This is a genomic window from Ruegeria sp. B11, from assembly GCF_056539785.1.
Genome location: NZ_JBQFVO010000002.1, coordinates 726,483 through 749,793, shown reverse-complemented (window position 1 = coordinate 749,793; position 23,311 = coordinate 726,483). Strand labels below are relative to the sequence as shown.

The following is a 23,311-nucleotide window of genomic DNA, read 5'->3' as shown; positions in this document are numbered from 1 at the left end:
GCAAGCACAATGGCTCCGAGTGTAAAACATCTCATGCAAACAATGGCTTGGTCAAAGCGAAGCTGAGAGCGTGGTTAATCCTTTATCACCAGGGTTCGGGCTGCTGAGTGTACGCAATGTAGAGAGGATGCTTCGGATGCCCGTCCTTGGTCAGCCCAAGGTGGAACAAGGGCTGGCCCGTGCCGCGCAGCAAGTCCTCAACTGCGGGGCCGCGTTCCAGATGTGCGCCATGGGTGCCCCAGGCGGCGATGACCTGATCCGCCCATTCCACGCCGTCCAGGATGGCTGCGTCATTCTCAGGCCCCACCGGATCTGCAGATGCACGCATCTTGCGCGGATCAGTGTCGCGCCAGGCAAAGATATTGGTGACCTGAAAAGCTCCGAAACCCAGTGTGCGTGCGCGACGCTCGCAACGTTCCACCGTGGGGTCGTTCTGCACCTCGGTCGCCGTCGACGGATTCAGCATCACAAACAACGCCTTGCGGCCCCCCGGGTTCCAGATACGGGTCAGGCTATAGCGGTATTTTTCGCAATCGGAGTAGATAGCAGTCGAGGGCGCGTCGCCCTTGGTATGAGAACGGGTGATCATGCAGTCGGGTTTGGCTGGAATTAGGCCCGTTTACAAGGGGCGATGTCCTGATCCTTAACTTGTGCTATACCTGCCTTCATTTGAACGGCTTATTCTGGGGGAAGACATGACATTCGAGACATTGGATCCGGCGGATTGGGAGCAGACCCGCAAATTAGCACATGAGATGTTGGATATGGCGTTGGATCATACGCGTGATGTGCGTGATAGGTCGATATGGAAAGATATGCCGACTGTTATACGCAACGGGTTCGAAACGCCTGCACCTCAGCAGGGTATGCCGTTGGGTGATTTGATGGATGATGTCCAGTCTCAGGTCATGCAGTATCCAATGGGCAATATTCATCCCCGGTTTTGGGGCTGGTATATGGGCGCGAGCAATTTCACAGGCGCGATGGCGGATTTTCTGGCTGCGGTTCAGGGATCGAACCTAGGGGGAGGGAATCATGCGGCAGCCCTGATCGACCGACAAGTCGTCGACTGGCTACGCGAGATGATCGGTCTGCCGGAAGGAGCCAGTGGGACATTGGTCAGCGGCGGCAGCGTGGCAAACTTGATCGGGCTGACGGTGGCCCGCAACGTTAAATCCGGGATCGACATGCGCGAAGAGGGCATCGCCGCCATGGATAAGCCGATGCGGTATTACGGATCGGATCAGATGCACAGTTGTCACCAAAAGTCGCTCGAAACACTGGGTCTGGGCAACAAGGCGCTGCGGCGTGTTCCTACGCAAGACGATTTGACGATGGATCTTGAAGCGCTTGCCGGCATGGTCGCGCAGGATCGCGCAGACGGCCTTAAACCCGCTTGTGTGATTGCCACCGCCGGAACCGTGAACACAGGCGCCATCGACGACTTGTCGGCGATTGCCGATTTCTGCCGCGAGGAAGGCCTGTGGTTTCATGTTGACGGCTGTATCGGTGCGTTAATTGCAATCGCCCATGATAACAGTTGGCGCGTGTCCGGCATCGAACGCGCGGATTCCGTCGCGCTCGACCCACACAAATGGTTACATGCGCCTTTCGAAGTGGGTTGCGCATTGGTGCGAAGCCATGATGCCCACCACGCGACATTTACTCTGACCCCGGAATACCTGGAACCGCAATCCCGAGGCGTCGCCGGGGCGGCGTTTTTGCACGATTACGGCATTCAGACTTCGCGTGGGTTTCGAGCGCTCAAGGTCTGGATGTCCTTGAAGGAGCACGGCGTTCAGAAATTCGGCAGGCTCATTGATCAGGATATCGAAAAGGCGCGTTATCTGACTTCGCTGATCGAGGCAGAGGATGACCTCACCTTGATGTTCCCCACCAACATAAACATCGTTTGTTTCCGCTATGACCCGGGCGGTCTCAGCCCCGAAACTCTGCGTGCGATTAACAGCGAAATCATGTTGTGCCTGCAAGAGGAAGGCACAGCGGTTTTATCGGATACAACGGTTCAGGGAGCGCATTGCCTACGGGTGGCGGTCAACAATCACCGCACGCAAAAGCAGGATCTGGATCTACTGGTTTCCGAGATACTTCGACTGGGTCACAAATTGCGTATCGCCGCCTGAACAGTCATCAGTTGGCGGCAAAGACGCGGCTTGGGTGCAATTCGCCCGACTTGTAAATTCCTACGGCCACGGCCTTGCCATCCAGCGAGGCCCAGGCCTCGTCGCCGTATTCCACGTCAGAGGCGAGCACCATGCCCGGATTGCCATTCCTCAGACGGGTGGCTCCTTCAGAGGTGCATTTCAGCTCGGGCAGGTCCGACAAGCCGGTTTCCAGCGGATGCAGATAATCATCCAGAGCGGTGGTTTTGGCCATCTCGTCGATCTGTTCGATGGTCAGGCCATCCTCGGCCTCAAACGGGCCGGACCAGATGCGGCGCAGTTTTTTCACGTGGCCGTGGCAGCCGAGCGCCTCGCCCAGATCACGCGCAATGGAACGGACATAGCCACCTTTGCCACAGGTCATCTCCAGCACGACGTGGTCTTCGTCGGGGCGGTCGATCAGCACCAGTTCCTCTACCCAAAGAGGGCGGGCGGTCAGTTCCACATCCTCGCCATCTCGGGCCAGCTTATAGGCGCGTTGACCGTCGATTTTCACGGCCGAGAACTTGGGCGGCACCTGTTTGATATCGCCCAGAAACGGGCCGAGCGCTTGTTTGATATCCTCATCCGAGGGGCGCGCAATGCTCTCAGCGATGACTTCACCCTCAGCATCATCGGTGTTGGTGGCCTGCCCCAGCCGCACGGTGAAGGTGTAGGCCTTCAGCGCATCGGTGATGTAGGGGACGGTTTTGGTTGCCTCACCCAGCGCAACGGCCAAAACGCCGGTTGCCTCTGGGTCCAGCGTGCCCGCATGGCCCGCTTTCTTGGCGTCCATCGCCCAACGCACCTTGTTGACCACCGCGGTCGAAGTCATGCCAGCGGGCTTGTCCACCACCAGCCAACCGGAAATGTCGCGGCCCTTGCGTTTGCGTCCCATACTACACCTTGAGTCTTGCTGAGGCGCGCGAGTTAGCGGATCGTTTCGATGCTGTCAATTTGCCGGAACGTCCTCGACGACACCCACGATGGGTCCCAGCGAAAACCCGATATCCGACCGGTTGCTGGCGCGATCATACATGCGGGAAATGTTGCCATCCAGAAACAGCGCATTCGGTGTTTTTAAGACGTCGCGGAATAGGCTGCCGAATTCATAGAAAGTGACGTAATCGTCCGATATCGCAAACACCACACGCGTGCCATCGGCGCTGGTGCCCACCCCGTTTCGGGTGTAGCGCGAGGTTGAATCCGGCAGAAAGCGAGGGTGTAACTCTCCGTTGATCACCAGCATGGGGCCCGATTGTGTCGCAAAGCGGCACTGCGGCGCCTGATCGACGAAATCCAAAGTCTCGAACACATCGGCACGGTTTTCACGGATGCAGAACACACCGTTGGGCAGCAGTCCGAAATTGCCGGGTCCGGCATTCGGTATCACGCGCATCTGCTCTTCCCCGTCTTCGACATAGTGGCCGACGGGCGAGCGGTCGTCATGGTACATGCCCGCATTCATCGCAAAGACGAGCCTTTTCCCCTGAGGCTCCAACGCCTCATTCACCGAAGAGAAATGACCCAACAGATCGCCATTTTCATCGTTCAGAAACAGGCGCAAATCTTCCGAGGTATCCACCTCGCAAACCGTATATCGCTTATCCTCATGAGTCAGCTTCTCGCAAGTGACTGCAGAGACTTGCGCGGCCCAAAGGACAGCACACAGCGTGACAAGGGTACGGATCACTCGTCCAGATCGCGGCGTACCGCGTCCTGATTAAACATACGGCGGGTGTCGTCCAGTCGATCAAACGTGTCGTCCAAACGGAACCGCAGGTCGGGTGAGAATTTCAGGCCCACCTTCTTGCCCACTGCGCGCCGCAGTTCGCCCTTGTTGCGGGCCAGCAGGTCAATCACGTCTTCCTGCCCTTTGCCGCCCAGGGGCAGCACATAAGCGGTGGCGATCTTCAGATCGGGCGAGGTGCGCACCTCACCCACGGTGATCGACATGCGGTTCAGGTCGGGGTCGTGGACATCTCCGCGCGCCAGAACCTCGGACAGGGTGCGGCGGATCAGTTCGCCGACGCGCAGCTGTCGTTGGGATGGGCCGGGGCCATCGTGGAATTTGTTCTTTGCCATGCCCCCGATCTAAGCCCAAAGCGGGGCTTTGCCAAGCGGGCGCGAACGGGTTAGGAGGCTTTGAGCCGACTTTAGAAAGGACCAGCGCAATGACCCATATTCCGGGGATCGTTATCACAGGGGCTTCGGGCCGTATGGGGCAGATGCTGATCAAGACCGTGTCTGAGAGCGATCAGGCGCGTCTGGTTGGTGTGGTCGAGCGTAAGGGCCATGACTGGATCGGTCAGGATGTAGGTCAGGTGATGGGCGGGCAGGCGCTCGGTGTTACCGTTACTGACGATCCGCTGGAGGCATTTGCACAGGCACAGGCCGTCATCGACTTTACTGCGCCCGAAGCGACACTGGAATTTGCCGCACTGGCCGCGCAGGCGCGGTGCGTTCACGTAATTGGCACTACCGGCATGAATAACGAACAGATCGCCGCGCTGGAACCTGCCGCGCGCCATGCTGTGATTGTGCGGGCCGGGAATATGAGCCTTGGGGTCAATCTGTTGGTGCAGCTCACCAAAAAGGTTGCCGCCGCGCTGGATGAGGATTTCGATATCGAGGTCATCGAGGGGCATCACCATCACAAGGTCGATGCGCCTTCAGGCACAGCTTTGATGCTGGGCGAAGCCGCCGCCGAGGGGCGCGGTGTCAAGTTGTCGGATGTGGCCGATAGGGGCCGCGACGGTATTACCGGTGCGCGCAAACGCGGCGACATCGGCTTCCACGCCATTCGTGGCGGAGACATTGTCGGCGAACACGATGTCCTGTTCGCGGCACCCGGTGAGCGTATCGTGTTGCGCCATCTGGCTACTGACCGTGCGATCTTTGCCCGTGGGGCGCTCAAAGCCGCGTTGTGGGGTCAAGGCAAGGCGCCGGGCCAGTATGACATGGTGGATGTTCTGGGGCTGTAGGCTTTAGGATCAAGAGCCAAGAAAATTCGACGAATTTTCTTGGCTCTATCGATCGGGCAGATGAAAGTTGTCTCAGCTTGCCTGAATGTGCCGGTCGACCATCCGTTGTACCATCGGTGCGAAATGGGCGAAATCCGGGGTCTCCATATCAGCGCGTTTTCCCGCTTCGTCCAGATAACGGACCTGAATGATTTCTTTCAGGTTCGGATTTGCCTCGAACTCGGCTATCTCCTTGGCACTCATCGGACCACCCTGCAGTTCCAGCGTATGGACTGAGGCTGCGGACAGGCGATTGAAATACTCCGGCTTGGTGGCGCAGAGATACCGCTTGGCTGCCACGTGGTACCGGCAGCAATCGGTGATGACCGACGGAAAGAACTGCTCCAACACCTCGGCACCTGCATCTTCATGATGCCGGTCCTCGGTATCGTCCGGATGGTAAGTGCCGAATTCCGAAGTAAAATGGCCAATGTCGTGCAACAGCGCACCGACGATGATTTCTTCAGACTGTCCGTTCTGTTCCGCAATCGTGGCACCTTGCAGCATGTGCTGGGCCATGGTGACGGGTTCCCCCAGATATTCCTCTCCCCCCCGACGATCGAAGATGTCACCGATAAAGGCCACGATATTGTCCCGGTTTAAGGTCGAGAAATCGGGTTTCATTCCGCCGCCTCCGGTTGTGTCATCTGCATGGCGGCCAGTGTCGAAAGCAGCCCATCCTTGTCAGCATAGCATCCCTGCAACCAGCGAGACCCGGCCCCGGAATAGCCCAGCCGTGCATGCATTACGCGAGTGTTGTCGACGATGAAACTTTCGCCCGGTTCCAGCTTGAAAGACACGCCCATAGCGGGATCGTCAATGATCTCGCCCAGCTGGCGATAGGCTGCATAGTAGGCTTCCATCTTGTCAAAGGGTACATCCACGAACGGCGCAGACGAGCGGTTGTTGAAGCGAATGCCGATCAACTCGCCATCGGGGGAAAGCTCGATCATCGGGCGACGTGACCGCAAACAGACCCCGTCCGAACCTTTATACTCGAACCGTGCCGGATAGCCTGCAAGCAAGGCGAAGCCCTCGGGGTTCAGATCGCGCAGACGCTCAGCCGCGCGGAAACCATCGACAACGATGGAATCGCCGCCTTCGGCCGAATTCTCAAGGCAGTAGAGGATTTGCAGTGTCGGCACCGGGTCGCGATAAGGGTTGTCGGTATGGGCCTGCAACCCCAACCCAGTATAGGCGAGGTTGGTCGGGTTCACCTCGGTCCGAACTTCGAAATAGGGGCCATAATTTGTCTGGCGCACGTAGCCGAACAGATCGGCCACTTTCAGCAGCGATTCCGGCTCGGTCGGGCCACCTGTCAGCTTGGCAAAGCCGTACTCCGCGACGGCAGCCAGCCAGCTGCGCTTGGCCTCAGGGTCGGTGTGCACCCTTTCCCAGTCACCGCTGGGGGCGCTGATACCACGCTCCCATGTGGTGACGCCGGATGCGGTGCGGCCAACTTCTTGCGCCTGTTCGCGGTCATAAACGTGATCGGCCAGCCAATCGGCAGGGAACATCACGGATTTGTTTTCGGGCTGAAAGGTAACACTCAGATCGCCATTTTGGATCTCGGCAGCGCTGACCGAGATATCGGTGGGGATATCGCCGATGGTAATCAGGCGCTGCCCGTTGCCGGGGGCGCGGGTCTCGGGGTCCAGCGCATTGTCGCGCAGCCAAATGGCGTGAAATCTGGCCTGGGTACCATCGGAAAACGCGATAGTGACCACAGATGGGTCGAAAGTGGCTGAGCGCAGCATGGGGTCTCTCCTGTTCGGCGCGGGCTTTGCTTGAGGAGATACGCGCTCCGTGGCATTACTACAATTAAACCTTATTGCCACTGAGGGCTGGGAATACTTATGGCTAAGAAGAAGATTGGACTACCTCCATTGGACTGGCTGCGTGTGTTCGAAGCCGCCGGGCGGCTGGGTGGTTTTTCTGCTGCTGCGCGCGAATTTGGTTTGACGCAGGCGGCGGTCAGTCAACGGATAGGCAATCTTGAGGCGTGGCTGGGCCGGTCATTGTTTGTGCGCGAAGCCCGCGGTGTTTCGCTGACCATCGAAGGCGAAAGCTATCTGCCATTGGTGCAGGACAGCCTGCAAGCACTGGAACGCAATACCGAGGATCTGTTCGGCAAAACTCCGCGCGAGCTTCGGGTCGCGGGACTTTCGTCGCATATCCACGCGCTGGTTCTACCAGCCTTGCCCACGTTCCTTGAGGCGCAGCCAAATGTGCGTGTAATGACAGATTCGATGGCCCGCCGCGCCTCGCTGGAGGAAGAACGTACTTGGCTGCAGATCCGCTATGGCAGAGGTGTCTGGCCTGGACGAAAGGCAAAGCTTATTGCGCCCGAAGTGCTGGCACCGATGGCCGCATCCGGCATCAACTGGGGTGCGCCGCTGATTGATTTGCGCGGAGAACGCCCCGGTTGGAAGGACTGGGCGCAGGTAGCGGGGGTTGATGAATTACCGGCTGGCCGGATCAGTTTTGATTCGGTAGGTCACGCGATCACGGCGGCGCGTCAGGGCATGGGGATCGCGTTGGGTTCACTACCGTTGGCTTCGGGCAGCTTAAAGACTGGTCAATTACACAGATTGGATATGCCCGAGCTTAGGACAAAGGATGGCTATTGGCTGACATGGCCCGAGGATCGGGCAAGGTCGAAACGGCAAAGGGCTTTGATAGACGACTTTCTGCAAGCGCTGCGGGGCGGGGCCTGATCAGAAGTCGATGGCGATGCCCTTTTTTTCCCAATCACCATAGCGGGCCGGATCGGGACCGTCGCGCCCACCCAGTTCCTTGGGCTGCGCCTTGGCTTCCGCTTCGGCCTTTTTGCGACGTTCCTCAGCCTCGGCCAATGCGCGCTGAGCGGCGGGGGGCAGGTCTTTGCGCTCGTCACTCATGACATCGGGTTCCTTTCTGTTCAGGGCCTTGATATACGCCCTCGTCCGCCCAAGGCAATGCGGCAAAAGTCACGAGAGGCACTCAGCATCATGTCAAACTCTGCAACCGCCGCGCGGCGCAGTGCAATCTATCTGCTGGATCAGATATTGGGCGAGGGGCGGCTGTTACCTGAATGTCTGGCGGCCGGCGCATTGGATCGTCTGGTACCCGAGGATCGCGCGCGCGCGCAGCGTCTGACTATTGAAACCCTACGCGGACTTGAGCGTGCCGACCGGCTGTTGGCGGATCACTTGCGGCAGACACCGGCGCTAACGGTGCATAACGCGCTGCGGCTTGGAACGGTCGAGTTGTGTCAGGGCGAGGCCGCGCATGGCGTGGTCAATTCGATGGTCGAGATCGTGGGACGCTCGCGCAAGCATGGGCGGCTCAAGGGGTTGGTGAATGCAGTCTTGCGCAAGATTGCCGCCGATGGACCGGATGCTTGGCCCAAGATGCGCGTGCCCCGTCTGCCCGACTGGCTGCGCGATCCTCTGATCATGGCGTGGGGCGATGACGCAGTAAAGGGTATGGAACAGGCCCATTTCAATGGTGCACCGCTGGACGTGACGCTGAAACCGGGCGCTGAGGCGCCGGGCGGAGAAGCCCTGCCCACCGGCTCAGTCCGTTTGCAGGATGCGGGGCAGGTGTCGGCTTTGCCGGGCTACAAGCGTGGAAACTGGTGGGTTCAGGATGCGGCAGCGGCGCTGCCTGTGCGCGTGCTGGCCCCGAAAGCCGGGGAAAAGGCGTTGGACCTTTGCGCTGCGCCCGGTGGCAAAACGTTGCAATTGGCTGTGGTAGGGGCAGAGGTCACGGCGCTGGATATCTCTGAAACACGGTTGGAGCGGGTGCGCGAGAACCTGAAACGGACAGGTTTGGAGGCTAAGGTGATCGCTGGTGATGCGCTGGACCATCGGGGCCAGTATGATGCCATCCTGCTCGACGCGCCGTGTTCGGCCACGGGCACGATTCGCCGCCATCCTGATTTACCCTTCGCCAAGGATGGCTCGGAATTCGGGGGATTGATCGAGCTACAGGCCCGTATGCTGGCCCATGCCTGGACCCTGCTCAAACCCGGAGGCCGATTGGTATATTGCACCTGTTCCTTGTTGCCGGACGAAGGAGAGGTGCAGATCGAAGAGGCGCTGGATCAATATCCGGATATGCAGATTGACCGTGCGGCGCTTGAGATTGCGGGCGTTGAACCGGACTGGATTACAGAAGAAGGTGGCTTGCGTCTGCGCCCGGATTTCTGGCCGGACAAGGGTGGCATGGACGGGTTCTATATCGCCTGTCTGAACAAATCCGCTTGAGGCGACGCTTTTCGATGACTTGACGCGCGGACCGGTCTATCGTGTGTTCAAGCGCCCGCAGAGCGCAAGGGGCAGAGTCGCAAGCGTCATGTCAGAATCGGACACAATGGCCAATCGCTGGATGCGGTTTCAGAACCGCCTTTACGCGCGCCTGAGCCAAAGGCGGAAGGCGGTTTCGGGATTCGTCAGCCAGCCTGAGCCGCGCACCGTCGGTTCGTTTGCACGCGGGCGACAACTGGTGGCCGGGAATCTCCTTTTCGCTGGATATCTGGTCGAGGCGGATGACACCGATCTCTGGGATGTTGCTGCGCCCAGTCCGGATTTTGATGATGAACGCCACGGTTTCATCTGGCTGGATGATCTGGCAGCCGTCGGCGATATGCGCGCCCGTGAAAAGGCGCAGCGATGGGTCTGGGGCTGGATCACCGCACATGGGCGCGGGAAGGGGCCCGGCTGGGCGCCGGACCTGACCGGGCGCCGGGTGATGCGCTGGATCAACCACGCGCAATTTCTGCTACGCGGCGCTGACGAAGCGCAAAGCAGAGCTTTCTTCCGCTCCTTGGCACAACAAACATGGTTTCTTTCCAAACGCTGGACAGCAGCAACACCAGGATTGCCGAGATTCGAAGCGCTCGCAGGGCTGGTTCAGGCTGGTTTGGCCCTGGAGGGGTTGGAGCAACTGGCTGATCCCGCATTGCGCGCACTGGCCCGGGAATGCGACCGCCAGATCGATGCCGAGGGCGGCATTCTCACCCGCAACCCTGAGGAATTGCTGGAGGTCTTCACTCTGCTGGCCTGGACCTCTGCTGCACTTGGTGAAGTTGGCCGAGGCACGCCTGCCTCTCAGACCGGGGCGATCAAGCGCATTGCACCTACTCTGCGAAATCTGCGTCATGCAGATGGATCTCTGGCCAGATTTCACGGGGGCGGGCGTGGGCTTGAAGGGCGGCTGGATCAGGCACTGGCACAAAGCGGTGTCAAGCCGCAGCAGCATTCGGACCTGTCAATGGGTTATGCACGGCTTGCCGCCTCGAGAACCACGGTTCTGGTGGATGCCAGCGCGCCTCCCAAAGGTGCTGCGTCGTTCAACGCCCACGCATCCTCGCTTGCGTTTGAGCTGACCTCGGGGCGCCGTCCTCTGATCGTGAACTGTGGATCAGGCGGCAGTTTTGGGCAGGAATGGCGCAGGGCAGGGCGCGCGACCCCGTCGCATTCGACCCTATGCGTCGAAGGGTATTCCAGCGCCCGGCTTGCAGAAGGCGCAAATGGGTCGTCGCAGGAAGCATTGGTGGATGGCCCGCAGGATGTGCCCGTGGATTTCGAGGATGCATTCGAAGGCACCCGCTTTATGGTGGGTCATGACGGCTACGCTAAAGTGTTTGGCCTGACCCATGCCCGCACGCTTGAACTGCGCTTTGACGGGCGTGAGCTGGTGGGCGAGGATATTCTGCTGACCGCAACCGACAAAGCCAAACGGCAGTTCGATCGCGCGATGGACGGGGCAGGTCTGCAGGGGATAGCCTTTGACATCCGGTTTCACCTGCATCCTGACGTTGATGCGGCACTTGATCTGGGTGGCGCTGCGGTGTCGATGGCGCTCAAGAGCGGTGAGATATGGGTTTTCCGCCATGATGGCGTTGGAAAGTTGTCAGTTGAACCAAGCGTTTACCTTGAAAAAGGCCGTTTGAAGCCACGCGCGACAAAACAGATCGTTCTATCTGGGCGCGCAATGGAGTATGCGACGCGCATCCGGTGGACGCTCAGCAAGGCTCAGGATACAGCCTATGCCGTGCGGGATACGCACCGGGACGAGCCCGTTTTCGACTGACGCCAAAAGGACCTTTGGACCCATGACCGACCTTCACCCCGTGCGCCGCGCGTTGCTTTCCGTTTCCGACAAAACCGGGCTGATCGAGCTGGGAACGGCGTTGGCCGAACGCGGGGTTGAACTGCTTTCGACCGGCGGTACCGCGAAGGCGCTACGCGATGCGGGGTTGGAGGTGAAAGATGTCAGCGAGATCACCGGCTTCCCCGAGATGATGGATGGCCGGGTCAAAACGCTGCACCCGATGGTCCATGGCGGGCTGCTGGCTCTGCGCGATAATGACACCCATGTCGCCGCGATGAACGAACATGGTATCGGCGCAATCGATCTGCTTGTGGTAAATCTCTACCCATTTGAAGCGACCGTGGCCAAGGGCGCTGCCTATGATGAGTGTATCGAGAACATCGATATCGGCGGCCCAGCCATGATCCGTGCCGCATCGAAGAACCATGCTTTTGTAAACGTGGTTGTGGACGTCGAAGACTACTCGTCGCTGCTGGATCAGCTGGAAGAGAATTACGGTAAGACTTCTCTGGGCTTCCGTCAGTGGTTGGCGCAAAAGGCCTATGCCCGCACTGCCGCTTATGACACAGCCGTGTCTAACTGGATGGCCGATGCGCTGGAGCTTGAGGCCCCCAAACGCCGCGCCTTTGCCGGTGAGCTGAAACAGACCTTACGATATGGCGAGAATAGCCACCAGTCGGCAGCGTTCTATGTAGATGGCTCGGGTCGTCCGGGCGTGGCGACGGCGGTACAGCATCAGGGCAAGGAACTGAGCTATAACAACATCAACGATACCGATGCCGCCTTTGAGCTGGTGGCCGAGTTCGACCCGGCCGAAGGGGCAGCTTGTGCGATTATCAAGCATGCCAATCCGTGTGGTGTAGCGAAAGGTGCGACGTTGCTTGAGGCCTATAAAGCCGCGTTCGACTGCGACAGGACGTCGGCATTCGGCGGTATCGTGGCGTTGAATCAACCGCTGGACGCGGAAACCGCGCAGGAGATCACGGGGATTTTCACCGAGGTTGTGATCGCTCCGGGGGCGTCAGACGAGGCCAAGGCGATCTTCGCCGCCAAGAAGAACCTGCGCCTGCTGACGACCGAAGCTCTGCCGGATGTGACCGCCGGTGGTAAAACTGTGCGACAGGTGGCCGGTGGCCTGCTGGTGCAGGACAAGGATAACGGCTTTGTTGGTATGGATGATTTGAAGGTGGTCACCAAAGAAGCGCCATCTGAGGAGCAGATGCGCGACCTGCTGTTCGCGTGGAAAGTGGCGAAACATGTCAAATCCAACGCCATCGTCTATGTCAAAGACGGCGCGACCGTGGGTGTCGGCGCGGGGCAGATGAGCCGCGTTGACTCGGCACTGATCGCGGCAAAGAAAGCCGAGCGTATGGCTGATGCGCTGGGCTTGCCCCAGCCGCTGACCATCGGTTCGGCCGTAGCTTCTGATGCATTCTTCCCCTTCCCCGATGGGCTTATGGAGGCCGCCGAGGCAGGCGCAACATGCGTTATTCAGCCCGGCGGTTCGATGCGTGATGATGAAGTGATCGCGGCGGCAGATGAAGCCGGTCTGGCCATGGTCTTCACCGGCATGCGGCATTTCCGTCACTGATGCGCGGTTCGTTCATCCTATGGGCCGGATTGGCGGCGTTTTTGATCGACCAGATCAGTAAGTATCTGGTCGTCCACGTAATGCGCGTGGCGCAGGGCGATATCGACGTGCTGCCACCGCTTCTGGTTTTCAGATACGGCGAGAATCGCGGCATCAATTTTGGCCTGTTTCAGGGCGACGGTGACGCCGCCCGCTGGGTGCTGATCGGGGTTTCCGTGGCGATCTGCCTGGGCGTCCTGATCTGGCTGGGCCGCATCGCTCCTACGAAGCTTCAACAATTCTGCGGGGGTCTCCTGATCGGCGGTGCGCTGGGAAATGTCGTGGACCGGGTGCTTTACGGCTATGTTCTCGACTTTTTGAACATGTCCTGCTGCGGGATCAGCAACCCTTTTGTGTTCAATCTGGCGGATGTGTTCATATTTGCGGGAGCTTTGGGATTGGTCCTGTTCGATGGCAAAAAGCCCTCGTGACCTGCCGGTCGATATGCGATAAAAGCGCCTGAAACTGGCTGGAGACACTGATGCGTATGCCACGCGCCATTCTTGTTCTGACACTCGCCGTTGTCGTTGCGGGCTGTTCCGATATTGGTTTGCGCAATCTTGATCCGCCCGGAGCGGGGCCGGATGAATTTTCGGTATTGCCCGTCAAGCCGCTGACCCAGCCCAAGGACTACGCCTTTCTTCCAGCGCCGACTCCCGGCGGTGCAAACCTGACCGATCCTAACCCCAAAGCGGACGCCGTTGTGGCGCTGGGTGGTAGTGAGGCAGCGCTGAACCCGAATACCTCAATACCGGCCAGCGATGCGGCGCTTGTGACGGCCTCAAGCAGATATGGCGTTCCTGCCAATACGCGTCAGATAACGGCCGAAGAGGATGCGGCTTTCCGCAAAAATCGCGGTCGCTGGACCCGCCTGCGCCTGTTCCCGGTTGATCGGTACTCGCAGGTCTATGAACGTCAGTCAATCGATGCGAACGCGACCAATGAAGCGGCGCGTCGTCGTGGGATCGAAACGCCGTCGGCCCCGCCGCTGGAATGAATTCTTCTTAACTTTCCGTCATTGGCCTTGAACCCCGGCGGCACCACCGTAGTTTGAATATCAGAAATGAAACGGAGGATGCCCCATGGTTCGGGCCCTGGCATTGTCGGCTGCCCTGATCGCCGCCACCCCCTTGTTCGCGAAAGAGGGGCAAGAGGCTGTCACCACATTTACGCTGGAAAACGGCATGGACGTCGTAGTGGTCGAGGATCATCGCGCTCCTGTTGTGCAGCATATGGTCTGGTACCGGGCCGGATCCGCCGATGAACCGATCGGATCCTCTGGCGTTGCGCATTTCCTGGAACATCTGCTGTTCAAAGCCACCGACACAATGGAGGCGGGCGAGTTGTCAGCCACTGTCGCGGCCAATGGCGGCAATGACAACGCTTTCACTTCTTACGACTACACCGCCTATTTTCAGCGCGTCGCCGCTGACCGGCTGGAACTGATGATGCGGATGGAGGCAGATCGTATGCGCAACATCCGCCTGACCGAGAATGATATCATCACCGAACGCGACGTGGTTCTGGAAGAGCGTAATCAGCGGACCGAAAACAATCCACGCGCTCTGTTCGGAGAACAGATGAATGCAGCACAATATTTGAACCACCGTTACGGAGCGCCGATTATCGGCTGGCGCCATGAGATGGAGGCGTTGGATATGGACGACGCCCTGTCCTTCTACCAGACCCATTATGCACCCAATAACGCCATATTGGTCGTCACCGGAGATGTTGACCCCGACGAGGTCAGGGCGTTGGCCGATCAGTACTACGGTGTCATCCCAGCCAACCCTGATTTGCCCGAGCGGGTACGCTCGCAAGAACCACCCCAGACTGCCGAACGTCGCCTGACCTTCAAGGATGCGCGTGTCGCACAACCCTACGTGCAGCGCAGCTATCTGGCCCCTGAACGGGACGCCGGTGAGCAGGAGAAGGCCGCCGCCCTGTTCCTTTTGGCGGAGTTGCTGGGAGGAAGCACAACCTCATATCTGAACGAAAAACTGCAATTTGAGCAGCAGAAGGTGGTCTATACCGGTGCGTTCTACAGGGGGGTCTCATTGGATGACACGACCTTTGATCTGATCGTTGTGCCGGCTGAGGGCGTTTCGCTTAAGGATGCAGAGGATGCCATGGATCAGGCCGTTGCGGATTTCATCGCGGAAGGTGTCAATGATGAAGACCTGGAGCGCATTAAGATGCAGCTCCGCGCCGCGCAGACCTATGCGCGCGATAACGTGGACGGTATTGGAAACCGCTATGGTCGTGCGTTGACCAGCGGGTTGACGGTCGAGGATGTGCAGGCCTGGCCCGACATCCTGCAGGCTGTGACGGGTGACGAGATCATCGCGGCTGCCCGTGAAGTGCTGCAACCTGAAACCTCGGTCACTGGCTGGCTGATGCGTGACGATGAGGTGACACAATGAAACGGTTTGCCGCAACGCTGATTGCGCTGATCATTGCCCTTCCCGCCTGGGCCGAGATTAAGATCAAAGAGGTAACCTCGCCCGGTGGTATTACCGCTTGGCTGGTCCAAGATCATTCGATCCCCTTCACCGCGCTGGAACTGCGGTTTCGTGGAGGAACGTCGCTGGATGATCCCGATAAACGCGGCGCGGTCTATCTGATGAGCGGCCTGATTGAGGAAGGCGCCGGCGACATGGATGCCCGCACCTATGCACGCGAACTTGAATCTCTGGCAGCGTCCTTCAGCTACAGGGCAACAGATGATACGGTCTCCATTTCGGCGCGGTTCCTGACTGAGAACCGGAATGAAGTGATTGATTTGCTGCAGACCACGATTCATGAACCGCGTTTCGATGAGGATGCGATCGATCGGGTGCGCGCTCAGGTGATTTCGGGTCTGAAGTCCGACCAGACTGATCCAAGCGATATTGCCGGACGCAGTTTTGCTGAAATGGCATATGGGGATCATCCTTATGCGTCGGACGGTAAAGGTACGATTGAAAGCGTTTCAAGCCTGACCCGCGACGACATCGTCGCTGCCTACGACAATGTCTTTGCCAAGGACAGACTGTACGTCGGGGCTGTCGGCGACATCACAGCAGAAGAGCTGGGGGTACTGTTGGACGAATTGCTGTTGGATCTGCCAGCAACCGGGAAACCCATTCCAGACAAGGCGAAGGTCACCATTGACGGCGGTGTCAGCGTAGTGGACTTCAACACTCCGCAATCCGTCGCCCTGTTCGGGCAAAGTGGCATTGATCGCGACGATCCCGATTTCTTTGCGGCCTATATCCTGAATCACATTCTGGGCGGCGGCGGATTCGAAAGTCGCCTTATGCAGGAAGTACGTGAGAAACGTGGTTTGACCTATGGCGTGGCGACCTATCTGGTGCCCAAGGATCTGGCGTCGGTGTATCTGGGCTCGGTCTCATCTGCCAATGACCGTATCGCCGAAGCGGTCGAGGTGATCCGACAGGAATGGGCGCGCGCGGCTGCGGAAGGTGTGACGCAGAAAGAATTGGATGACGCCAAGACCTATTTGACCGGGGCCTATCCGCTGCGTTTTGACGGCAATGGCCAGATTGCCGGAATCATGGTCGGGATGCAGATGGAAGATCTGCCTATCGACTACATTGCGACTCGCAACGACAAGGTGAATGCAGTGACCTTGGAGGATGTGAACCGGGTGGCGTCTGAACTGCTGAACCCCGAGGGTCTGCATTTCACCATCGTCGGCAAACCGGAAGGGGTGGACGGCTGACGTCGTCCATCTACCCGCTGCCGAACAGAATTATTCGTTGTTATTGAATGATTTTTCTTGGAATTGACGGCAGGGGGTGATGCGAACCACTGGCGGAAACAACGAGTTTGTGACCTCTTGCAGGGCGCAGCGCCTGACAGAAGATCGGCAATTCTCCGCCTTAAGTAATCGTTAACTCGCCTTGGCCATACTTTGGCCAGAAATGTCGAGAATTCTATGTTAGTCGGGAACGGAGATGGGATTCAGAAGATCAACATCTCCTGAGACGAGGCTTGGGACGGATAGCGGCACCATGATAGTTGCGATAATGGGATTGGGAATACTTGCAGGGTTTTTAACCTTTGCTGCCGCTTTGGTTGTCGGTCAATCTCTGCTCAGCGCTTTCGCACTTTACGTGGTGGCTGGTACGCTGACATCGCTTTTGGTAGCAGCGGGTATCTATTTCAGAAGCTCTTGAATTTGGTAGGTTGGAAATAAAGCCCAGCGACTGAAAAGTTTGTCACCAATCGGACCCCTGTGTTCTAACCTAAGCCTGGCCCTTTTTCGCTGCGCGCAGCATCTGACCCATCATCTGGCCAAACTTGCCCGAGCCGCGCTGATACAAAGCCCCGTCAACGGCCATGACTGTTCCGCTGATATAGCTCGCCATATCAGAGCTAAGGAATAGGCAGGCATTTGCCACATCCTGGGGCTGACCCCAGCGACCCAGCGGGACGTCCCGACGCAGCTCTTCATGGGCATTTTCGGTAGGGGCCAGCCGTTTTGCGCCTTCGGTTCCTTCGATAAAACCCGGAACGACCGAATTCACGCGAATCCCTTCGACGCCCCATTCCATTGAAAGGGTTCGGGTGATCTGATCAACGCCCGCCTTGGCGGCGCAAACATGGGCTTGCCCTTCGTAAGGCAGATAGGATTGCGGGGCCGAAATGTTGATAATGCTGGCACCGGGACGTTTGAGATAGGGGTAGGCCCCTTTCATGACGTGGATCGTGCCCATCAGATCGATATCTATGACCGCCTTGAATGCATTGACCGACATTTCAGATGCCAGCGCTGGGAAGTTGCCGGCAGCACCAGAAATTAGGACATCGAAATCTCCAAAAGCGTCGTGGAATTGCTTAAGGCCTTCGGCTACGGCCTCTGGATTGCGAACGTCGAACGCCGCTCCGATCGCGTCGGATGCGCCTGCTGCTTTCAACGCGGCCACGGTATCATCGACCTTTGCCTGCGACCGGCTGGCGACAGCCAGATTAGCACCCGAGGCCGCAAAGGCCTCGGCAATGCCGCGATTGATACCGCTGGTGCCACCAATGACGATGACGGTCTTACTTGAAAAATCCATTTAGGCCTCCGGTGGTACGGGGGCCTTACTCTCCGTAGGGCACCCAGATGTTTTTCACTTCGGTCGCAGCCTGCAGGAAGCGGCGCGAATGGTCCACGCTCCAGTCAAATGCCGTCGCGTTATTGACCCAAGTCCGCTTCAGATTTCCGGCCGAGACGACCTCGATATCTTTAGACAGATCGGTGGACGAGAACGACCAGACCGCATCCACGTTCAGATGCGAGGCCAGCGGCTTTGCCAGCTCTGCGTGGCTGCCGGTCAGGATGTTGACCACACCGGCGGGCACGTCCGAGGTTTCTAGGATCTGGTAAAAATCCGTTGCTGCCAGCGGGTAGGGCTCACTTGCCGCCAGAACCACCCGGTTGCCCATCGCAATCGCCGGAGCCATGGCTGAGACCAGGCCCAACAGGGGCGCTTCGTCGGCGCACAGGGCGCCGATCACGCCAACGGACTCTTTCATGGCAATCGCCACACCTCGGATCGGAACGCCATGCACCTGACCGTCATACTTGTCAGCCCACGCAGCGGCGGAGAACAGGCGCTGGATCGAGGCCTCAACCTCTTTCGCGCCGTCCTTTTTGCCGGTCATTGCGTCGATACGAGCGGCGAACTCACCCGCACGCGCCGAGAGGTTTTCGCCGATGTAGTACAGGATCTGAGCCCGCAGATGGCCGGTGGTCTTGGACCAGCCCTTGGCCCCTGCCGCCGCCTCAACCGCATTGCGCACGTCCTTGCGGTTGGCCAGTCCCACATGGCCCAGTAGGCCGGACTTGCCCCAGACAGGTTTCGAATAGCCGCCATCGGGCCGCGCCTGCTTGCCGCCGACATACATCTTGGCGGTGCGGTCAATAGGATCGACGGGAGCGCCTTCGCCCATTGCCGCCTCAATCTTTGTCAGCGGTTTGGCCTTGGCTTTGGGCTTGGTATAGGCCGTCAGCCCTTCCCAACCGCCTTCACGGCCAAAGCCGCTTTCGCGTACACCGCCGAACCCGGCAGCAGCGTCGAACAGGTTGGTTGCGTTCACCCAGACCACGCCCGCAACCAGCTTGGGCGCGATGTCCAGCGCGAGGTTTACGTTTTCGGTCCAGACCGTTGCGGCCAACCCGTAACGGGTGTTGTTGGCCAGCTCGACCGCCTCTTCCGGAGTGCGGAAGGTCGAGGAGACCAGAACCGGGCCAAAGATCTCTTCCTGCATCAGCGGGTCCGAGGTTTCGAGGCCCGAGATCAGGGTCGGCGGGTAGTAGCAGCCATTTGCGGGCAATTCGCAGGCGGCTTGATGCACGTGGCCAGCCGTGTTGCTCTCGACCTTGCCTTTGATGGTCTGCAGCTGAACAGGGTCCACCACAGCGCCCACGTCGATGCATTTGTCCAGCGGATCCCCGATGCGCAGTGTGTCCATCCGGGCGCGCAGTTTGTCATGAAAACGATCAGCGATACCCTCCTGCACCAGAAGGCGCGAACCTGCACAGCAGACCTGACCCTGATTGAACCAGATTGCGTCGACCAGACCTTCGATGGCTGAATCAATATCGGCGTCATCAAAGACAACATAAGCAGATTTGCCGCCCAGTTCTAAGGTTAGTTCTTTGCCTGATCCCGCTGTCGCTTCACGGATACGCCGCCCAACTTCGGTCGAGCCGGTGAAGGCGACCTTGTCCACATCCGCGTTCACGATCATCTCGCCCACCGCACCGTCTCCGGTCACGATATTGACGACGCCTTTCGGCAGACCGGCCTGCGAGCAGATATCAGCAAAGAGCAGTGCGGTCAGCGAGGTGTACTCGGCCGGCTTCAGAACCACGGTGTTGCCCATGGCCAACGCAGGCGCGATCTTCCACGCCAGCATCAGCAGTGGGAAATTCCAGGGGATGATCTGGCCGCACACACCCAAGGCTTGCGCATCGGGTAGCTCGCTTTTCATCAGCTGGGCCATGCCCGCGTGGTAATAGAAATGCCGTTGCGCCAGCGGGATGTCGATGTCGCGCGATTCACGGATCGGCTTACCGTTGTCGAGGCTTTCGAGCACGGCAAACAGGCGCGAATGCTTCTGCAGCAGGCGCGCAATCGCATAGAGGTATTGTGCCCGACCCGCACCGCCCAGCTTCTCCCACTTGGGTTGCGCATTGCGAGCGGCAGAAACGGCGGCGTCCACGTCAGCCTGTTTCGCTTGTGTCAGCTTGGCCAGAACCTCTCCGGTTGCTGGGTTGCGGCTGTCGAATCCTTTGCCGGGTTTGGTAAACGCGCCATCGATGTAGTGGCCGAACTTGTCGCCCTGATCGACCAGCCAGGCCAGTGCCTCGGCTGCGCTTTCGGGGGCAGGGCCGTAGTCCATGGTCTCGAAAATCTCTTTGACTGTCATTGTTTTTGTCCTCAGCCCATGGAGTGACGGTAACCGGCGGAGTATGCGCCGGTGACATAGTGTTCCAACTGCCGCTCAATGTCGCCCAGCAATGATGAGGCACCAAAGCGAAACAGATCCGGCTCCAGCCAGCGGTCGCCCAGCTCGTCCTTGATCAGCGACAGATAGACCAGCGCATCCTTGGCTTTCGAAATCCCACCCGCAGGCTTGTAGCCTACGCGATAGCCGGTACGGTCATAATAGTCGCGAATAGCTCGGATCATCACCAGCGACACAGGCAAGGTGGCGTTGACGCTTTCTTTGCCGGTCGAGGTCTTGATGAAATCAGCGCCCGCCATCATGCATACCAGCGAAGCACGCGCGACGTTGCGCAGGCTGCCCAGCTCTCCGGTCGCCAAAATGGCTTTGACATGTGCATCGCTGCAGGCGACGCGGAAGGCCTTCATCTCATCATACAGGGCCTGCCAGTCGCCAGACAGCACATGACGGCGCGAGATGACGATGTCGATCTCCTCGGCTCCGGCCTTCACGCTTTCTTCGATCTCTGCCACACGCAGATGAAACGGAGAGAGCCCAGCCGGGAAGCCAGTGGATACCGCCGCAACCGGAATACCAGTGCCTTCCAATGCGTCCACAGCCGTTTCGATCATGTCATGGTAGACACACACCGCTCCTGTTGTGATCGGCGGCATGTCCAGCGCCTGCAGAACTGAAGACGCGATAGGCTGACGAGCCTTTGCGCACAGGCGACGAACCCGCCCAACCGTGTCATCGCCCGATAGCGTGGTCAGGTCGATCATTGTGATCGCTTTGAGCAGCCATGCGGCCTGGTATTCTTTTTTCACTGACCGCCGACCGGGCAGCGTCGCTGCGCGGCGCTCGATGGCCGAAGTGTTGGCCTGCACGGCCCGCACCCAATCCAGATCCAGATCCATTCCTGGGTTCCGGGGCTCGGTCACTTGCGGCAGATGCGGGGTGCGCACGGTGCTTTCTGAGCTCTGCGTTTCCATTATTCCGTCCTTTTGGAGGTTCGCGTCAAAATCGCATGGGTCGCAGCGAAAGGGAAGGTGTGCCAGCGTCGTAAGGGGCAAATTTTTGACCAAATGGACAAATATAGTCGTTTTCTTGCGAGTAATTCGCATTTGCATTGACTTAGTTGCGAATGGTTCTCATATTTTGACTTAACAGGATAACCGTTCGGAGTCTGAAATGATTCGTCGATCGCTACTTACGGCATTGGCTCTCGTGCTTGTGTGGCCCGTTGCCGCAATCGCTCAAGCGCCGCTGAAAGTCGTCGCCACCACCGGCATGATTGCAGACGCTGCGCGCCAGGTCGGCGGTGAACAGGTCGACGTGAAGGGCTTGATGGGACCCGGTGTCGACCCTCACGCTTATCGCCAGACCCGCACCGATATTGTTGCGATGACCCGAGCTGATCTGGTGCTGTGGCACGGCCTCTATCTAGAGGCTCAGATGGAAGGTTTCTTTGACGATCTGGGCCGCAAGCGGACAGTGGTTGCCGTGGCGGATGGCATCGACACATCGAAACTGCGCGCCCATGACGACTACGCTGACAAATTTGACCCGCATGTCTGGATGAGCCCGGTTCTGTGGCGCGATGTCGTGATCGAAGTGCAGGAAGCTCTGACCGAAGCCCGACCCGAAGCGGCAGATGAGTTCGCAGCCAACGCACAAGCTTTTCTGGCCGAGATCGATCTGCTGGCCGCCTATGGCAAGCAGGTTTTGGCGGCCGTTCCCGAAAACAACCGCGTGCTGGTGACTGCGCATGATGCATTTGGCTATTTCGGTGATGAATATGGCTATGAGGTGCTGGGTATTCAGGGCATCTCGACCCAATCCGAGGCAGGGTTGAACCGGATCGGTGAGTTGGTCGAAACTCTGGTAGAGCGTCAGCTGAACGCCGTGTTTGTGGAGAGTTCCGTTTCAGATCGATCCATGCGTGCCTTGATCGAGGGTGCTTCGGCCGAAGGTCACAAAGTGGGCGTCGGCGGAGAGCTTTATTCCGACGCCATGGGCGAGCCGGGCACTTATGAGGGCACCTATATCGGTATGCTCGATCACAACATTACTGTGATTGCCGGCGCGTTGGGGGCGGATGTGCCCGAACGCGGCATGAACGGAAAACTGTCGGCGGGGTTTTGAGCCATGATTGAACTCGCCACAGTTCAAGGGGTTTCTATCGAAGGGCAGGACATCGATCTTTGCCCTCTCGCCATACGGGGTTTGACCGTCTCGTACGGTCAGAAACCCGCAGTCTTCTCGGTCGATATGACGGTGCAGCCCGGCGCCATGACGGCAATTATCGGGCCAAATGGGGCTGGCAAATCAACCTTGCTAAAGGCTGCTTTGGGGATCGTGTCTCCGCTGTCGGGTCAGGTGACCGTGTTTGGTCAGCCGCTCGAGGACCAGCGGGCCCGCATCGCCTATGTACCACAGCGCGCCAGCGTGGACTGGGATTTCCCGACGCGCGTGATTGATGTGGTGCTGATGGGCTTGTCGCGTCAATTGGGCCTGCTGGGTCGTGTTCGTGCCCGCCATACCGCCCGTGCCATGGACTGTCTGCACCGTGTCGGTATGCGGGAATTTGCCGACCGTCAGATCGGGCAGCTTTCTGGTGGTCAGCAACAGAGGGTCTTTCTTGCGCGCGCATTGGCACAGGATGCCGACATGTATTTGTTGGACGAACCTTTTGCAGGCGTGGACGCCGCGACTGAAAAGGCGATCATCGCCGTGCTGAAATCGTTGAAAGAGGCTGGCAAGACCGTTGTTGTAGTGCATCACGACCTGGCCACGGTCACCGACTATTTCGACCATGTGTTCCTGATCAACACCCGCAAAGTGGCCGAGGGACCGGTGGAGCAGGCCTTTACCGCTGAAACGCTGCAGGCCGCTTATGGCGGACGTCTTGCAACGGCTCAAATCGATCAGATTTCGCGCGCGCTGGGGTAGTC

Annotated in this window: 23 protein-coding genes; 13 read left to right on the top strand and 10 right to left on the bottom strand. The window is 58.8% G+C overall.

The genetic code is table 11. The features are described 5' to 3' along the window. Positions 1-85 precede the first annotated feature (85 nt). A complete protein-coding gene (locus tag ACR0I1_RS11095) occupies positions 86-589 on the bottom strand; it encodes a DUF1643 domain-containing protein (RefSeq protein ID WP_170819207.1) in 504 nt (167 codons plus the stop codon). Positions 590-695: 106 nt separating this feature from the next. On the opposite strand from ACR0I1_RS11095, the gene ACR0I1_RS11090 reads away from it, so the two are divergent. Next, complete coding sequence (locus ACR0I1_RS11090) at positions 696-2,144, top strand: pyridoxal phosphate-dependent decarboxylase family protein (protein WP_480706464.1); 1,449 nt, start codon at positions 696-698, stop codon at positions 2,142-2,144. A 7-nt stretch (positions 2,145-2,151) separates the two neighbouring features. Here the strand turns inward: ACR0I1_RS11090 and truB are convergent, their stop codons facing one another. From truB to rbfA, 3 genes are read right to left on the bottom strand one after another with little or no spacing between them, the layout of a single operon-like run. Next, complete coding sequence (truB, locus tag ACR0I1_RS11085; RefSeq protein WP_170426161.1) at positions 2,152-3,060, bottom strand: tRNA pseudouridine(55) synthase TruB; 909 nt, start codon at positions 3,058-3,060, stop codon at positions 2,152-2,154. 54 nt (positions 3,061-3,114) lie between these two features. Continuing rightward, a complete protein-coding gene (locus tag ACR0I1_RS11080) occupies positions 3,115-3,855 on the bottom strand; it encodes a phosphodiester glycosidase family protein (protein ID WP_480706461.1) in 741 nt (246 codons plus the stop codon). After that, positions 3,852-4,247, bottom strand: coding sequence for a 30S ribosome-binding factor RbfA (gene rbfA / locus ACR0I1_RS11075; RefSeq protein WP_480706460.1), 396 nt, complete (start codon positions 4,245-4,247; stop codon positions 3,852-3,854). Before rbfA ends, ACR0I1_RS11080 begins: the two co-directional genes overlap by 4 nt. 89 nt (positions 4,248-4,336) lie before the next feature. Between rbfA and dapB the strand changes: the two genes are divergently transcribed. Next, complete coding sequence (gene dapB / locus ACR0I1_RS11070) at positions 4,337-5,146, top strand: 4-hydroxy-tetrahydrodipicolinate reductase (RefSeq protein ID WP_480706458.1); 810 nt, start codon at positions 4,337-4,339, stop codon at positions 5,144-5,146. 72 nt (positions 5,147-5,218) lie between these two features. Here the strand turns inward: dapB and tmpB are convergent, their stop codons facing one another. After that, positions 5,219-5,809, bottom strand: a complete 591-nt coding sequence (gene tmpB, locus ACR0I1_RS11065) for a (R)-1-hydroxy-2-trimethylaminoethylphosphonate oxygenase (RefSeq protein WP_170648778.1) — start codon at positions 5,807-5,809, stop codon at positions 5,219-5,221. Beyond that, positions 5,806-6,942, bottom strand: a complete 1,137-nt coding sequence (gene tmpA, locus ACR0I1_RS11060) for a 2-trimethylaminoethylphosphonate dioxygenase (RefSeq protein ID WP_480706455.1) — start codon at positions 6,940-6,942, stop codon at positions 5,806-5,808. The genes tmpB and tmpA overlap by 4 nt, the downstream gene beginning before the upstream one ends. Positions 6,943-7,041: 99 nt before the next feature. Here tmpA and ACR0I1_RS11055 point away from each other — a divergent pair, with 99 nt between their 5' ends. Further along, a complete protein-coding gene (locus tag ACR0I1_RS11055; protein WP_480614451.1) occupies positions 7,042-7,902 on the top strand; it encodes a LysR family transcriptional regulator in 861 nt (286 codons plus the stop codon). Here ACR0I1_RS11055 and ACR0I1_RS11050 read toward each other — a convergent pair whose 3' ends face one another. After that, complete coding sequence (locus ACR0I1_RS11050) at positions 7,903-8,085, bottom strand: DUF1674 domain-containing protein (RefSeq protein WP_170394659.1); 183 nt, start codon at positions 8,083-8,085, stop codon at positions 7,903-7,905. 90 nt (positions 8,086-8,175) lie between these two features. Between ACR0I1_RS11050 and ACR0I1_RS11045 the strand changes: the two genes are divergently transcribed. The 8 genes from ACR0I1_RS11045 (at position 8,176) to ACR0I1_RS11010 (ending at position 17,095) form a co-directional block, all read left to right on the top strand. Continuing rightward, the gene (locus ACR0I1_RS11045; RefSeq protein WP_480706453.1) at positions 8,176-9,435 is read left to right on the top strand and encodes an RsmB/NOP family class I SAM-dependent RNA methyltransferase; all 1,260 of its coding nucleotides are present in this window, start codon (positions 8,176-8,178) and stop codon (positions 9,433-9,435) included. 88 nt (positions 9,436-9,523) lie between these two features. After that, entirely contained in the window at positions 9,524-11,263 is a 1,740-nt protein-coding gene (locus tag ACR0I1_RS11040; protein WP_170566965.1) for a heparinase II/III domain-containing protein, read from the top strand. Between the two features lie 22 nt (positions 11,264-11,285). Next, positions 11,286-12,875: a bifunctional phosphoribosylaminoimidazolecarboxamide formyltransferase/IMP cyclohydrolase gene (gene purH, locus ACR0I1_RS11035; RefSeq protein ID WP_480706450.1), complete on the top strand. Its 1,590-nt coding sequence runs from the start codon at positions 11,286-11,288 to the stop codon at positions 12,873-12,875. Next, entirely contained in the window at positions 12,875-13,345 is a 471-nt protein-coding gene (gene lspA, locus ACR0I1_RS11030; protein ID WP_170394647.1) for a signal peptidase II, read from the top strand. The genes purH and lspA overlap by 1 nt, the downstream gene beginning before the upstream one ends. A 50-nt stretch (positions 13,346-13,395) precedes the next feature. After that, positions 13,396-13,911 carry a DUF3035 domain-containing protein gene (locus ACR0I1_RS11025; protein ID WP_170566971.1) on the top strand — a complete coding sequence of 172 codons (516 nt, stop codon included), beginning with the start codon at positions 13,396-13,398 and terminating at the stop codon, positions 13,909-13,911. Between the two features lie 85 nt (positions 13,912-13,996). Beyond that, positions 13,997-15,337, top strand: coding sequence for a M16 family metallopeptidase (locus ACR0I1_RS11020; protein WP_480706448.1), 1,341 nt, complete (start codon positions 13,997-13,999; stop codon positions 15,335-15,337). Next, complete coding sequence (locus tag ACR0I1_RS11015) at positions 15,334-16,638, top strand: M16 family metallopeptidase (RefSeq protein ID WP_480706446.1); 1,305 nt, start codon at positions 15,334-15,336, stop codon at positions 16,636-16,638. The genes ACR0I1_RS11020 and ACR0I1_RS11015 overlap by 4 nt, the downstream gene beginning before the upstream one ends. 292 nt (positions 16,639-16,930) lie before the next feature. After that, positions 16,931-17,095 (top strand): hypothetical protein, encoded by a 165-nt coding sequence (locus ACR0I1_RS11010; protein WP_170515005.1) that lies wholly within the window; start codon positions 16,931-16,933, stop codon positions 17,093-17,095. Between the two features lie 69 nt (positions 17,096-17,164). Here the strand turns inward: ACR0I1_RS11010 and ACR0I1_RS11005 are convergent, their stop codons facing one another. The 3 genes from ACR0I1_RS11005 to deoC are packed head-to-tail and all read right to left on the bottom strand — an operon-like array spanning position 17,165 to position 21,349. After that, positions 17,165-17,980, bottom strand: coding sequence for an SDR family oxidoreductase (locus ACR0I1_RS11005; protein WP_223117187.1), 816 nt, complete (start codon positions 17,978-17,980; stop codon positions 17,165-17,167). A gap of 25 nt (positions 17,981-18,005) precedes the next feature. Beyond that, the gene (locus tag ACR0I1_RS11000) at positions 18,006-20,339 is read right to left on the bottom strand and encodes an aldehyde dehydrogenase family protein (protein ID WP_480706444.1); all 2,334 of its coding nucleotides are present in this window, start codon (positions 20,337-20,339) and stop codon (positions 18,006-18,008) included. 11 nt (positions 20,340-20,350) lie between these two features. Beyond that, positions 20,351-21,349 carry a deoxyribose-phosphate aldolase gene (gene deoC, locus ACR0I1_RS10995; protein ID WP_170408484.1) on the bottom strand — a complete coding sequence of 333 codons (999 nt, stop codon included), beginning with the start codon at positions 21,347-21,349 and terminating at the stop codon, positions 20,351-20,353. 199 nt (positions 21,350-21,548) lie between these two features. On the opposite strand from deoC, the gene ACR0I1_RS10990 reads away from it, so the two are divergent. Then, positions 21,549-22,502, top strand: a complete 954-nt coding sequence (locus ACR0I1_RS10990; protein ID WP_170408483.1) for a metal ABC transporter solute-binding protein, Zn/Mn family — start codon at positions 21,549-21,551, stop codon at positions 22,500-22,502. Between the two features lie 3 nt (positions 22,503-22,505). Beyond that, complete coding sequence (locus ACR0I1_RS10985) at positions 22,506-23,309, top strand: metal ABC transporter ATP-binding protein (RefSeq protein ID WP_170426192.1); 804 nt, start codon at positions 22,506-22,508, stop codon at positions 23,307-23,309. Positions 23,310-23,311 lie beyond the last annotated feature (2 nt).